This is a genomic window from Aeromicrobium halocynthiae (genome assembly GCF_039531385.1).
Classification (GTDB): domain Bacteria; phylum Actinomycetota; class Actinomycetes; order Propionibacteriales; family Nocardioidaceae; genus Aeromicrobium; species Aeromicrobium halocynthiae.
On sequence record NZ_BAAAPY010000002.1, the window covers coordinates 84,912 to 98,202 of the forward strand.

General features: G+C 71.7%; 14 protein-coding genes. 6 read left to right on the plus strand and 8 right to left on the minus strand.

From position 1 onward, the window contains the following. Window positions 1-12: 12 nt before the first annotated feature. From ABD213_RS04440 to ABD213_RS04455, 4 genes are all read left to right on the plus strand, one after another. Window positions 13-681, plus strand: a complete 669-nt coding sequence (locus ABD213_RS04440) for a fasciclin domain-containing protein (RefSeq protein ID WP_344324941.1) — start codon at window positions 13-15, stop codon at window positions 679-681. Window positions 682-793: 112 nt separating this feature from the next. Beyond that, the gene (locus tag ABD213_RS04445) at window positions 794-1,432 is read left to right on the plus strand and encodes a histidine phosphatase family protein (protein ID WP_344324944.1); all 639 of its coding nucleotides are present in this window, start codon (window positions 794-796) and stop codon (window positions 1,430-1,432) included. A gap of 238 nt (window positions 1,433-1,670) precedes the next feature. After that, on the plus strand, window positions 1,671-2,471 hold the full coding sequence (locus ABD213_RS04450; protein ID WP_344324947.1) for an SDR family NAD(P)-dependent oxidoreductase: 801 nt from the start codon (window positions 1,671-1,673) through the stop codon (window positions 2,469-2,471). A gap of 2 nt (window positions 2,472-2,473) precedes the next feature. Next, the gene (locus tag ABD213_RS04455) at window positions 2,474-3,229 is read left to right on the plus strand and encodes an SDR family oxidoreductase (protein WP_344324950.1); all 756 of its coding nucleotides are present in this window, start codon (window positions 2,474-2,476) and stop codon (window positions 3,227-3,229) included. Here the strand turns inward: ABD213_RS04455 and ABD213_RS04460 are convergent. Further along, a complete protein-coding gene (locus ABD213_RS04460; protein ID WP_344324955.1) occupies window positions 3,186-4,133 on the minus strand; it encodes an NAD-dependent epimerase/dehydratase family protein in 948 nt (315 codons plus the stop codon). The genes ABD213_RS04455 and ABD213_RS04460 overlap by 44 nt on opposite strands. Window positions 4,134-4,260: 127 nt before the next feature. Here ABD213_RS04460 and ABD213_RS04465 point away from each other — a divergent pair, with 127 nt between their 5' ends. Beyond that, window positions 4,261-4,947, plus strand: coding sequence for a TetR/AcrR family transcriptional regulator (locus ABD213_RS04465; RefSeq protein ID WP_344324958.1), 687 nt, complete (start codon window positions 4,261-4,263; stop codon window positions 4,945-4,947). Between the two features lie 4 nt (window positions 4,948-4,951). Here the strand turns inward: ABD213_RS04465 and metX are convergent, their stop codons facing one another. From metX to ABD213_RS04480, 3 genes are all read right to left on the minus strand, one after another. Beyond that, window positions 4,952-6,088, minus strand: coding sequence for a homoserine O-acetyltransferase MetX (gene metX / locus ABD213_RS04470; protein ID WP_344324961.1), 1,137 nt, complete (start codon window positions 6,086-6,088; stop codon window positions 4,952-4,954). Beyond that, window positions 6,085-7,374 (minus strand): bifunctional o-acetylhomoserine/o-acetylserine sulfhydrylase, encoded by a 1,290-nt coding sequence (locus tag ABD213_RS04475; RefSeq protein WP_344324964.1) that lies wholly within the window; start codon window positions 7,372-7,374, stop codon window positions 6,085-6,087. The genes metX and ABD213_RS04475 overlap by 4 nt, the downstream gene beginning before the upstream one ends. A gap of 146 nt (window positions 7,375-7,520) precedes the next feature. Further along, on the minus strand, window positions 7,521-8,840 hold the full coding sequence (locus ABD213_RS04480; RefSeq protein WP_344324967.1) for an ATP-dependent 6-phosphofructokinase: 1,320 nt from the start codon (window positions 8,838-8,840) through the stop codon (window positions 7,521-7,523). A gap of 187 nt (window positions 8,841-9,027) precedes the next feature. On the opposite strand from ABD213_RS04480, the gene ABD213_RS04485 reads away from it, so the two are divergent. Continuing rightward, window positions 9,028-10,281 (plus strand): alpha/beta hydrolase, encoded by a 1,254-nt coding sequence (locus ABD213_RS04485; protein WP_344324970.1) that lies wholly within the window; start codon window positions 9,028-9,030, stop codon window positions 10,279-10,281. A 4-nt stretch (window positions 10,282-10,285) separates the two neighbouring features. On the opposite strand, the gene ABD213_RS04490 is transcribed toward ABD213_RS04485, so the two are convergent. The 4 genes from ABD213_RS04490 to ABD213_RS04505 form a co-directional block, all read right to left on the minus strand. Continuing rightward, window positions 10,286-10,879, minus strand: a complete 594-nt coding sequence (locus ABD213_RS04490; protein ID WP_344324972.1) for a class F sortase — start codon at window positions 10,877-10,879, stop codon at window positions 10,286-10,288. Between the two features lie 13 nt (window positions 10,880-10,892). Then, window positions 10,893-11,891 (minus strand): cupredoxin domain-containing protein, encoded by a 999-nt coding sequence (locus ABD213_RS04495; protein WP_344324975.1) that lies wholly within the window; start codon window positions 11,889-11,891, stop codon window positions 10,893-10,895. A 115-nt stretch (window positions 11,892-12,006) separates the two neighbouring features. Then, window positions 12,007-12,471 (minus strand): class F sortase, encoded by a 465-nt coding sequence (locus tag ABD213_RS04500; RefSeq protein ID WP_344324978.1) that lies wholly within the window; start codon window positions 12,469-12,471, stop codon window positions 12,007-12,009. A gap of 163 nt (window positions 12,472-12,634) precedes the next feature. Next, complete coding sequence (locus ABD213_RS04505) at window positions 12,635-13,171, minus strand: hypothetical protein (protein ID WP_344324981.1); 537 nt, start codon at window positions 13,169-13,171, stop codon at window positions 12,635-12,637. Window positions 13,172-13,291: the final 120 nt, after the last annotated feature.

A 13,291-nucleotide genomic window follows, 5' to 3' on the forward strand; every position in this document is an offset into this window, starting at 1 on the left:
AAGGAGAAGGAAATGCGTACGACCAAGACCGGTAAGTCCCTGGCCATCGCTGCCGTCACGTCGCTGGCCCTGTTCAGCGCCGCCTGCAGCTCCGACAGCGACGACGCCGCCACCGAGGACACCACCGCCCCCACCGAGGAGGCGCCCACCGACGACGCCATGGACCCGGCCGCCAACCTGGTCGGCCCCGGCTGCGCCGACTACGCCGAGGCCAACCCCGACGGCCCGGCCTCCGTGGACGGCATGGCTCAGGAGCCCGTCGCCACCGCCGCCTCCGGCAACCCGCTGCTCACCACCTTGACCTCCGCCGTCAGCGGGGAGCTCAACCCCGAGGTCAACCTGGTGGACACCCTCAACGGTGGCGAGTTCACCGTCTTCGCGCCGGTCGACGACGCGTTCGCCGCCCTGCCGGAGGACACCGTCGCCGCCCTGCAGACCCCCGAGGGTGCCGAGACGCTGACGCAGGTCCTGACCTACCACGTGGTCGAGGGCCAGATCCTGCCCGAGGACCTGGTCGGCCAGACGCTGACCACCGTCCAGGGTGATGAGCTGGAGATCGGTGGGGACGTCGACAACATCACCGTCGGCGCCGACAACGCCAACGTCATCTGCGGTGGCGTCCAGACCGCCAACGCCACGGTGTACCTGATCGACGCGGTGCTGATGCCGCCGTCGGCCTGATCGAGTGATGACACGCTCCCAGCGCACCGGGAGCACGCGAGCCGCCGGGACCTTCGTGGTCCCGGCGGTTCGTCGTTCCAGTGCCTGCTCGCGGGACCGCTAGGGTCGACGGGTGGGCGCTCTCCATCTGATCCGGCACGGCCAGGCGTCGTGGGGCGCCGACGACTACGACCAGCTGTCCGAGCTCGGGACCCGCCAGGCGGCCTGGCTCGGGACGTCGTGGGAGGCGTCTGGGTTCGCTCCCACCTGGTCGGTCGCCGGCTCGATGAAGCGGCACGCGCAGACGGCGGTCGCCACCATCGACGCCATCGACGGCGACCTCTACGACGTCGACGGCCGATGGAACGAGTACGACCACCTCGGGCTGACGGGGCACGTCGACGCCTCGACGCGTCCCAGCGACCCTCGGGAGTTCCAGGCGCTGCTCGATGACTCCCTGACCCGCTGGGTGGCCGGCGGGATCGACGGGACGGAACCGTTCGAGGGCTTCCGCGAACGGGTGGTGGGTGCGCTCCAGGACGCCGTCGCCGAGGCCGGCAGCGGACGCAGCGTCGCCGTGTTCACCTCCGGCGGTCCGATCGCGATGGTCGCCTCCCACCTGCTCACCGGTGACGCCTCCTTGTTCGTCACCCTCAACCGGGTGATCGTGAACGCCTCCGTCACGACGGTCATCGTCGGACGGGGCGGCAGCCGTCTGCTCACCTTCAACGAGCACACCCATCTCCCCGCGGACCAGGTCACCTTCCGCTGACAGACTGCTGCGATGAGTGAGGACCCGGACGGACCGACGTCGACATCGCCGACGTCCTGCTCATCGCGATCCGGTTGGTTGTTCGTCCTCGGGCCGGCGCAGCCGATGCTCCGCCCGACCATCGGTCTGAGCCGGTGGGTGCACCTGCGTCGGGCACGGTGTCCAACACGGTCGACCCGGTGCGACCGACAGCGGGGGCGACTACTGAGACAGTTCGGATACCGGTAGTATCCGAACCATGAAGCTCACCTCCGGCTCCCGCGTCCTCGTCACGGGCGCCGCCTCCGGTCTCGGTCTGGCGCTCGTCGACCAGCTCGCCGCTCGCGGTTGCACGGTCCTGGCGACCGACGTCCACGAGGACGTCCCGGACGCCGTCGCCGCTCTCGACGGCGTCACCTACCGACCGCTGGACGTCACCTCCGACGTCGCGTGGCTCTCGGCCCGTGACTGGGTCACCGAGAACTGGGGTGGACTGGACGCCCTGTTCAACAACGCGGGCGTCGCCGCCGGTGGGCGCATCGAGCTGACGGAGATGGACCAGTGGCAGTGGATCGTCGACATCAACCTGCTGGGCGTCGCCCGCGGCTGCCGCTCCTTCGTGCCGATGATGAAGGAGGCTCGCTCTGGTGTGATCGTCAACACCGCGTCGGCGGCCGGGCTCGTCCACCCGCCCCGGATGAGCGAGTACAACGCCGTCAAGGCGGGCGTCGTGGCGCTCAGCGAGACACTGTTCCACGAGCTCAAGCCCTACGGCATCGGCGTGAGCGTCGTGTGCCCCACGTTCTTCAAGACGAACCTGACGGCCTCGCTACGCGGCAAGGACGAGTCGGCGCGCGCCTCGGCGGCCAAGCTGATCGACGGCTCCACGCGCACCGCCGACGACATCGCCACCACCGTGCTGAAGCAGGTCGACCAGGGCAAGCACATCGTCTTGACCGACCGCGAGGGACGCATCGCCTACGCGGCGAAGCGCTTCGCGCGGCCACTCTACTACCGTGAGATGGCCAAGGCTGCCCTCCGCATGGGCCGGAAGGACTGAGCATGCGTCAGAACATCCTCATCACCGGGGCGAGCTCCGGTCTCGGCGCGGAGATGGCGCGCCAGTTCGCCGCCAAGGGCCGTCACCTCGCCCTCACGGCACGCCGCGTCGACCGCCTCGAGGCGCTGCGCGAGGAGATCCTCGCCGAGCACCCGGGGGTCGAGGTGGTGGTCCGCGCGCTCGACGTCAACGACCACGACCAGGTCTTCGCCGTCGTCGACGAGTGCGTCGACGAGCTCGGCGGCCTCGACCGCGTCGTCGTCAACGCCGGTCTCGGCAAGGGCGGGCGCATCGGCACCGGGAAGTTCGCGGCGAACCGCGAGACGATCGAGACGAACGTCGTGGCGGCACTGGCCCAGTGCGAGGCCGCCATGGCGCACTTCAACGAGCGCGGGACGGGCCACCTGGTCGTCGTGTCCTCCATGTCGGCGATGCGCGGCATGCCGTCGTCGATGACGGCCTACGCCGCGAGCAAGGCCGCGATCGCCCACCTGGCCGAGGGCATCCGGATGGACCTCGTCGGGCGGAGGACCGACATCGCCGTCACCACCCTGTTCCCCGGCTACATCGCCTCGGAGATGAACGAGCAGGTCGAGCAGGAGCAGCGACTCATGGTCGACACCGCGACCGGCGTGCGCTCGATGGTGAAGGCGATCGAGAAGGAGGTCGGCGACGCGGCCGTCCCCGGCTGGCCGTGGGCTCCGCTGGGGCAGGTCATGAAGCACGCACCGCTGGGCGTGGTCCGCCGACTCGTGTAGCGACGCTTCGCCGTACCGCGTCCTCGAGGGCGGTGGGCGCGACGCCCAGGTCCTCGATGCTCGCCCGTGTGTCGACGAGCAGCGGTTCGGTGAAGAGGTAGGACATCTCGGCCATCGCCGCCATGCTGCGACTGAACGGTGCGGCGGCGCGCAGGACCCCGGCCCGGACCGGCCGGACACGCACGCGCGCGCGACCGGCCTCGCGCGCGTAGGCCGTCGCCAGCTCGCGCTGCGTCGCATGGACGACCGGGGCGAGGACGATCGCACTGCCACCCGCGACCGTCGCGGGTGCCTCGCCGGCGGCCACCATCGCCGCGGCGAGGTCGGGCAGGAAGGTCCAGGCGTGGGGGAGGTCGACCCGACCGAGCGGTCGGACGGGACGGCCGGTGACGGCGGGGTCGAGCACGCGGTCGCCACCGAGGGCCATCGAGGCCCCGGGGCCGTAGAAGTCCGACGCGACGACGCTCGTCGTGCGGGCCGGAGACGCTGCGCGCAGGTCGAGCAGACGCGCCCGGATCCTGCCCATGGAGGACCGTGGAGCGACGTGCAGGCGGGCGTCGAGGACGTCGGAGGTGTCGAACGCGTACACGCTCTCGGGGAGCACGACGTGCACGTCGTGGCGTGCGGCGGCGTCGAGCACCACGGACTCGAGAGGGAACAGCTCGCGCTCCCAGACGTCGGGGCGGTAGGCCGAGGCGTGCACGCAGAGGTGGACGACGTCCACGTCGACGAGGGCGTCGTCGACGGCCCTCGGATCGGTGGCGTCGAGGTGCCGACGCTCGACGCGAGGATGGTCCGGGCCGGACGCGGACCGGCTGGCCAGGACGACGTGCTCCCCCCGCTCGGCGAGGTGGAGGGCGATGTGCGGGCCGACCTGTCCGGCTCCGACGACGAGGGTGCGCATGGGATCTCCTGAGGAATGAGAGAGCAGTGCTCTCGGCAGGGATCCAGAGTGCACCGGTGCGTTGCCGAAGTCAAGAGCACCGCTCACCAAGTCGACAAATAGACGTCGACTGCAGTAGCGTGACCGGGTGACCACCCCGCGACAGCTCGCCCGGGACCAGACGATGCGCGACATCGTCCGCATCGGACGCGAGCAGCTCGCGACGTCGACCCCGGCACAGCTCTCGCTGCGGGCCGTCGCCCGCGAGCTCGGCGTGGTCTCCTCGGCGATCTACCGGTACGTCAAGGACCGCGACGCCCTGCTCACCCTGCTCATCGTCGACGCGTACGACGAGGTGGGCGCCGAGGTCGAGGCGGCCGTCCACGACGCCCGTGACGAGAGCCCCACGGCACAGCTGCAGGCCGCGGCGCGAGCGCTGCGCGCGTGGGGCCTGCGCGAACCGTCGCGCTTCGCCCTCCTCCACGGCACGCCCGTCCCCGGGTACGCCGCACCTGCCGGCCTGACCAACGAGCCCGGCACCCGGTTCGTCGTCGCCCTCGTCGGCATCCTCGAGCGGGCGCACGCCGAGGGTCGCGTGCGCGAGGTCGACGGCGAGGTCCCCGCAGCGCTGGGCGCCGACCTCGAGCGCATCGCCACCGAGTACGGGCTCTCGCTCCCCAGGGTGAACCTCGCACGTGCCCTCGGCCTGTGGTCGGCCGTCGTCGGTGCCGTGACGTTCGAGGTCTTCGATCAGTACGGCCCCGGGACGCTGACCGACCCGGCCGGCTTCCTGGATGCGCACGTGGCCGGCCTCGCCGGCACCGTCGGCCTCTGAGGTCTCAGACGACGCGGCGTGCCATGAGCGCGGCCGCGAGCTCGCCGACCCGGTCGGCCTCGACCAGGAACCCGTCGTGGCCGTAGAGGGAGGAGATGACGTCGAGGCCCTTGCAGCCGGGGATGTGCTCGGCGAGCTCGCGCTGCTGGTGCAGGGGGTAGAGCCGGTCGGAGTCGATGCCCGCGACGATGGTGCTGGCGGTGATCCGGGCCAGTGCCTCGGCCGTCGTGCCACGTCCGCGGGCGACGTCGTGGGAGTCCATCGCGCGCGTGAGGACGAGGTAGGAGTTCGCGTCGAAGCGCCGCACCAGCTTCGCACCGTGGTGCTGCAGGTACGACGCGACGGCGAAGCGACCGTCGTCCTGGACCTCCCGGCCGAACCGCTGCTGCAGCTCGGCCTCGCTGCGGTAGGCGATGTGCGCGACCTGCCGGGCGACGTCCAGGCCGGCGACCGGCCCACGCTCGCCCGCGGCCGTGTCGACGTCGTAGTAGTCACCGCCGCGGTGGTTCGGGTCGGCGAGGATCGCCGCCTGCTGGGCCGACGAGAGCGCGACCTGCTCGGCCGACGCGGCGGCACTGGTGGCGAGCAGGAAGAGCCGCAGGACTCTCTCGGGGTGCTCGATCGCCCACTCCAGGGCCCGCATGCCGCCGGCGGACCCGCCGACGACGCACGACCAGCGCTCGATCCCCAGCGCGTCGGCGAAGGCCACCTCGGCGCGCACCTGGTCGCGCACGGTGAGATCGGGGAACCGGCTGCCCCAGGCGGAGCCGTCCGGGGCGGCCGAGGCGGGACCGGTCGTGCCTTGGCAGCCGCCGAGGATGTTCGGTGCGACGACGAACCACCGGTCGGTGTCGATGGGTCGCCCGGGTCCGATCGCGGTCTCCCACCATCCGGGGGAGGGGTGGCCCGGACCGGCCTCGCCGACGACGTGGGAGTCGCCGGTCAGGGCGTGCAGGACGAGGACGGCGTTGTCGCCGGTGAACGTCCCCCACGTCTCGTAGGCGACGCGCACGTCCGGGATCGTGGTGCCGGACTCGAGGGCGACGTCGCCGACGTCGACGAAGCGTCGGGAACCGACCGGATCTCCCTCCCGCCACGCGCCGGTGACGAGGGGGAGATCCGTGAGGGGGAGTGGGTTCACTTGGCCGCGCGCAGTCCCGCGTCCAGGTCGGCGAGGATGTCGTCGATGCCCTCCAGGCCCACGGCGAGGCGCACCAGACCCGGGGTCACGCCGGTGGCGGCGTGCTCCTCGGGGGTGCCCTGGGAGTGGGTGGTGCTGGCCGGGTGGATGGCCAGCGAGCGGACGTCACCGATGTTGGCGACGTGGCTGAACAGCTCGAGCGCGTCGATGAAGCGGCGGCCCTCGTCGACGCCGCCCTCGAGCTCGAACGTCAGGACCGCGCCGGAGCCGCGGGGGACGTACTTGTCGGCGAGCTCCTTGTACGCGTTGCCCTCGAGGGAGGCCCACGTGACCTTCTGGACGTCTTCGCGCGCCTGCAGCCACTCGGCGACCTTGCGCGTGTTCTCGATGTGACGATCCATGCGCAGGCTCAGGGTCTCCAGGCCCTGGGCGAGCAGGAAGGCGTTGAAGGGAGCGATGGCCGGGCCGACGTTGCGCAGATACTGCACGCGCAGCTTGGCGATGAACGCCGCCGGGCCGAGCGCCTCGGCGAAGACGAGACCGTGGTAGCTCGCGTCGGGGGTGGTGAAGCCGGGGTACTTGTCGCCGTGGGCGCCGTAGTCGAAGGTGCCGCCGTCGATGACGACTCCGGCGATCGTGGTGCCGTGGCCGCCGATGTACTTCGTGGCGGAGTGGATGACGGTGTCGACGCCGTGCTTCAGCGGGTTCAGCAGGTACGGCGTGGCGACCGTGTTGTCGACCATGAACGGCACGCCGACCTCCTTGGCGACGGCGCTGATCGCCTCGAGGTCGAGGATGTCGCCCTTGGGGTTGCCGATCGTCTCGCCGAAGAACGCCTTGGTGTTGTCCTTCGCCGCAGCGCGCCATGCGTCGGGGTTGTTGTTGTCCTCGACGAAGGAGACCTCGATGCCGAGCTTGGGGAACGTGTGGCGCAGCAGGGCGTCGGTGCCGCCGTAGAGGCTGGCGGAGGCGACGATGTGGTCGCCGGCCTCGGCGACGTTGGTGAGCGCGCCGGTGGTGGCGGCCTGGCCGGAGGCGAACAGCAGCGCGCCGACCCCGCCCTCGAGCGCGGCGAGACGCTGCTCGACGGTGTCCTGCGTCGGGTTCATGATGCGGGTGTAGATGTTGCCGGGCTCGGCCAGGCTGAATAGGTCCGCGGCGTGCTGGGTGTCGCGGAACTGGTACGAGGTGGTCTGGTAGATCGGCAGCGCGCGGGCGCCGGTGGTGGGGTCCGGCACCTGGCCGGCGTGGATCTGCTTGGTCTCGAACGACCAGTTCTCGCTCATGACGAACCTCCGGGGTGGGACGAGGGTGGGGCTCCACCGTGGCACGCCATCCGGTCCGTGGCTCGATGTCTCATGATCCGGACTGCTGTCGGTGTCGGTGTCGGTGTCGGTGTCGGTGTCGGTGTCGGTCGCTGGTCGCCGGGCGCTCAGCGCATGTCGAACGGTTGTGCCGTGGACTCCAGGACGCTGAGCCAGAGGTCGCCGTCGGGGGAGACGTGGTGGGCGCGGTGGGTGACGTACGGGATCGGCACGTGCACGAACCGGTGTCGACGTCGGCCGACGACCATGTCGGTGCGGCCGGCCATGCCGGCGTGGACGGCGGTCTGGGCCAGGCGGGAGCAGTAGACGGAGTCCGACGGCTCCGCGGGGACGGAGCGGATGAAGTAGCCGGGGTCGAAGTAGCGGAAGAGCACCTCCTCGTCGCGGGAGGCGAAGTCGGCGGTGATGCGCTCGCGCAGGAGACGGCCGATGTCGGCGAGCCTGGCGTTGCCGGAGGCGTCGGTGGCCCCGTCGTCGGGCAGGTGCTCCTGGCCGGCGCCCTCGGCGACGACGAGCACGGCGTGTCCCTGGGTGCGGACCTTGCGGCGGACGTGCTCGAGCACGCCGTTGTCGCCGTCGAGGGAGAAGGGCACCTCCGGGATGAGCACGAAGTCGGCGTCGTGGCCGGCGAGCGCGGAGTAGCAGGCGATGAACCCGGCGTGGCGTCCCATGACCTTGACCAGGCCGACACCGTTGATGGAGGCCTCCGCCTCGATCTTGGCGGCCTTGATGGACTGCGCCGCCCGCGAGTAGGCGGTCTGGAACCCGAAGCTCTGTCCGATGTGGGGGATGTCGTTGTCGATGGTCTTGGGCACGCCGACGACGGCGATGTCGGCGTCGCGCTCGAGGGCGGTCTGCGCGATCCGGTGGGCGCCACGCATGGATCCGTCGCCGCCGATGACGAAGAGGATGTCGATGCCGCGTGCCTGCAGCGTGTCGACGACGACGTCGACGTCCTGAGCGCCCCGGGAGGAGCCGAGGACGGTGCCGCCGCGCTCGTGGATGTTGGCGACGAACCCGGGGGTCAGCTGGATGGGTTCGAGACCGTGCTCGGGGTTCAGGCCGGCGTAGCCGTTGCGGAAGCCGATGACGTCGTGGACGCCGTAGTGCTCGTGCAGCTCCATCACGAGCGCGCGGATGACGTCGTTCAGGCCGGGGCACAGGCCGCCGCAGGTGACGATGCCGACGCGGACGTGCTTGGGGTCGAAGAAGAGCGTGTCGCGGGGCCCGCCGGTCTCGAACGACGGCAGCTCCTCGAGCGGGAGGCCGCGACGGCGGATGAGCTCGATGGTGTCGTCGAACAGGATGCGGTCGTCCTCGCCCACGTAGTACTCGTTGGTGGCCCGGCCGCCGACGTACTGCGCGAGGGGCGACGGGTGCCTCGCCGGACCGAGCGTGCGGACCTGGAGCTCGGCAAGGGTCACCATGCGCCTCATCCTAGGCCCGCACCGGCCCACCCCCGCGAGTGGCGCAAACGGGGGATTCCGAGACGGCGTGTCGCGCCAGATCGCGCCACTCGCGGGAGACTGTGCGCCACTCGCGACCCGGAATACGCCACTCGGGGGTGTGACCGGGACGATTGTCGCGCTCGCATACCGGCGGTACGCTCGGCGGGTGTTCTGGCGACGGCTGCGTGATCGGATCGTGGACCTCGTGCGGCCACCCGTCGACGAACCCGCGTCGTCGCAGCAGTCGCGACGACGCGTGCGCATCACCGTCCCTGTCCCGCTCCGCCAGCGGCCCCGCGAGTTCCGGGTCGTCCACGAGGAGGCGGTGATCCACGAGGAGACCAGCCTGCGGGCGCGCATCCTCGGACGGACGGCCCGACTCGTGTTCAAGCCGCTGCTGAACCTCGCGCCCCTGAACGACCGCAGCCTCACCCTGATGCGATCGCTGGACGCCAGGGCCGCCAAGGGGCCGCGGTCCCGCTTCGTCGAGCCCGTCGCCTTCGAGCTGGGCGGTGTGCACGTGGAGTCGATGACGCACCGCTACGGCCCGACCAGCGCCATGACGGTGCTGTACCTGCACGGCGGTGGCTTCTTCTCCTGCGGCATCGAGACCCACCGTCGCATCTGCGAGCGTCTGGCCCTCTACACCGGCGGCACCGTGGTGTCCGTCGAGTACACCCAGCTCCCGGACGGGCCCGTCGCCGCGTCGGTCGCCGACGCGATCGCCGCCTACGAGGGCCTCCTGGAGATCGCCGAGGACCCCACGAAGATCGTCGTCGCCGGCGACTCGGCCGGCGGCTACCTGACCATGAAGGTCGCCGAGCTCGCCACCCGCCGAGGCCTGCAGCAGCCGGCGGCGCTGCTCGGCTTCTCGCCCCTGCTCAGCCTCGACCCGGACCACGAGAAGGAGCAGGTCAAGCGGGTCACCCGGGTCCGCGACGCCTACCTGCCGATGCGTCGCGTCGGGCTGATCCGCGAACGCTGGCTCCCGGAGGGCTCGCAGATCGAGGGGGAGGACTCCCCGCTCGACGCCGCCGACCACATCGACTCCCCGACGTTCCTCGTCGGCGTCGAGGACGAGATGCTGCGCCCCGAGATCGAGGCGATGGCTCTGCTGCTGAGCGAGCGTGGCGTGCCCGTCGAGACGCACCTGTGGCGCGGGCAGGTGCACGCGTTCCCGGTGATGGTCGATGCGATCCCCGAGAGCCGAGAGGCCCTCCGCCTGGCCGCCGACTTCGCCCGCCGCGCCGTCGGGGAGGCCGCGGAGCGCGCCAGCGACGACTCCGGGCGCCACGAGGAGCCCCTGGAGGGCGAGGTCGTCGAGGAGCCGACCACCTCTGCCGACGACGAGGTCATCGACGTCGAGCTCGAGACGAGTGGCCGCGACCGCCGGCGCCGGTGGTTCTTCCAGGCCAGCTGAGGTCTCAGGCGCGCTCGGCGAAGACGATCACCGTCGTCTCGAACTCCTCGCCGTTCCAGTCGCCGCACGTCATGAGGACCAGACCGCTGGCGCCGTCGCTGCGATAGACGTCCGGGGCGACGGTCGCGAAGTCGGGGACGGGGACGACGTCGGTCCGGGTGACGGTGAAGGCGGCCGTGCCGTCCTCACCGGTCACGAGGATCTCGTCGCCGGACCCGATGTCGACCAGGCGGTCGAAGACACCGTCGTCGGAGGACGCGGTGTGCCCGACGATGACGGCGTTGCCGTCCTCGCCCGGGACGGAGCCGTCACGCCACCAGCCGGTCTCGTCGAGGGCCGCCGGGACCTCCTGGGCGTTCTCCGGCGTCGTGCCGACCGGCTCGACCGGTGCATCGATCCCGAGCGACTCGATCTCGATGCGCTCGGGAGCACCGGTCGACCCGTCGACGAGGTCGCGGTCGGCGGAGGCCCACGGCGAGGCGGGGGTGGACGCCGAACGGACCGGCCCAGGATCGGGCCGGTCCGTCGGCAGGTTGACCAGGACCCCCGCCAGCAGCAGGAGGCAGGCTGCCAGGGCAGCGGGAAGGTCCTTCTTCACGGTCGGGTCGTGCTCAGGCGGTGCGACGCAGGCGACGGGCGCCGAGCGCGGCTCCACCGGCGAGCGTCAGGGCGGCGAGCGCACCGAGCCCGGCGGCCGAGCCACCGGTGCCGCTGCCGGCGGCCGGGGCGACCGTCGGGTGGAGGGCGGCGGCGCGGGCGCAGTCCTGCTCGACCTCGACCTCGTTGATCTGGACGACCTCCTCGGACCCGGCGATGGCGACGTAGATGATCAGGTCGCGCTCGGTGTCGATGGTGCGGCTCGCACCCACGGCGAGCTCGAACTCACCGTCGGGACGGTCCTCGTCCTCGTCGCCGTACAGCACGAAGAGGTCGTCGTCGGAGACGTTGGTGAAGGTCACGCCCTGGCAGACGGCGCTGGTCTCGACCAGGCCGGACTCGACGATCTCACCACCGAGGCAGTCGGGGGACACGGTGACCGGGAAGCGGGAGGTGGCTCCCTCGGGGAACGCGAAGCCCTCGTCGGGCACGGCGGTGAACTCGACCGGGAACCCGCCGTTGAAGTAGTCGGCGAGGTCGAGCGTCCCGGCCGGGACCTCGTTGCCGAACCCGCCGAAGCCCACGCCGTAGCTGACGTTCTCCGTCGGCGGGAGGACGACGGTGCACGGGTCGGGGAAGGTCACGGCGGGGACGTCGATGATCGTCGGGGCAGGGGCGACGGTCACGGTGACGGAGCCGGTGCCGTCCAAGGTGACGCCGTCCTCGGTGGCCGAGAGGGTGAAGGTGTACTCGCCGGGCTCGGTGAGGACGACGTCCTCCTCGTCGGTGAGGGCCTCGCGCTCGCCGTCGAAGCTCGTGGCCGGGGTGGAGGAGGCGGTCAGCGTGGTCGCACCGCCGTCCTCGGGCAGCACGACCCAGGAGAGGGTCACGGTGCCGCCGGCGGTGATGGTGGTCTCGTCGACGGAGAGGTCGACGGTCGCGGCGTTGGCCGGGGAGGCGACGAACATCACCCCCACGAGGGCGAGTACGGGCAGCAGCAGAAGTCGACGCATGGGGATCCTCCCGATGGGGGTCGGCACGGCGCCGACGGGCGATGGCACCGTAGCACCGTTTGGGGGTCCGTGGTACGACCTGGTCCGGCGTCGTCCTGCGCCGCGGGCGCGGGGCTCAGGCGAGCGCGGCCGTGACGACGACGGTCGTCTCGAACTCCCTGCCGTTCCAGTCGCCACAGGTCCTGAGGACGAGCCCGCTCGGACCGTCGGTGCGGTAGAGCTCGGGGGCGGTGCGGCGGAACTCCTCGGGGGTGAGGGTGCGGGTCCGCTCGACCACGAAGACGACGGTGCCGTCTGGACCGGTGACGCGGACCTCGTCGCCCGGTGCGAGCTCGCCGAGCCGGTCGAACACGCCGTCGGCAGCGGAGGCCGTGTGACCGACGACCACGGCGTTCCCGGGCGCTCCCGGCACCGCGCCGTCGCGCCACCACCCGACGGTGTCGATGAAGTGCGGGACCTCCTGGCCGCCGCCTGAGGTGATGCCGACGGGCTCGACGGGGGCGTCGACGTCGAGTCCGTCGATCACGAGCCGTTCGGGAGTGCCGGTCGTGGTGGGTCCGGGGGTCGGGGCCGCGGGCACGTGGGCGACCGGTCGAAGCGGTTCGACGGTGTGGGCCGCCGACCGGACCCTCGGGAGCGGGTCGCGCGTCCTGGACGGGCTCGTCGTGGTGCATCGCCCACCCGCCGGCGAGGACGAGGCCCGCGACGATCGTCGCCAGGAGGTTCCTCATCGGGGCGGGTCGTCAGTCGGCGGAGCGCAGCGGCCCCACCGGGGCGGTGCCGTCGTTGTCCCTCGACGTGGACGTGGGTCCTGCGGCGACGCCAGCGTCGGGGATGTCGGTCGGGCGGGTCGGTGTCTGGTCGTCGGTGTCGTCACCGGTCGTCGCCTCGGGGTCGGGCGAGGGCTCGGTCTCCGGCTGGGCCTCGCCCTTCTCCTCATCGGCGGGCGGGGCGGCCGACGTCACCTCGACGGTGCGGCTCTCGACGACGCGCTCGTCGGCGCCGCTCTCCAGCACCTCGACGGTGAACGTGTACGTGCCCGAGCGGGGCACATTGATGGACAGGGTGCCGACCGCGTCCTCGACGGGTCCGGCGAAGTCCGTCGCCGGCTCGGAGCGGGCGGTGATGGACTCGATGGTCCGTCCCTCCTGCGGTGCGACGTTCCAGTCGATGGTGACGGCACCGGGGCCGGAGGTCGGCGTCACGTTGAACGAGACGGTGGCGGCGCCGGCGGTGGCCGCGAGGAGCACGGCGGCGACGAGGGCGGTGACGGCGAGCACGGGGGCCATGATGAGTCGGCGCCCGGCGAGGGCCTTCCTGAGCGGGTCGGCGAAGGCCGACGTTCCGAGCGCAACGTAACCCGGTGGGGCCGTGCGACACGGGAGCGTCGGTGGTGTCGG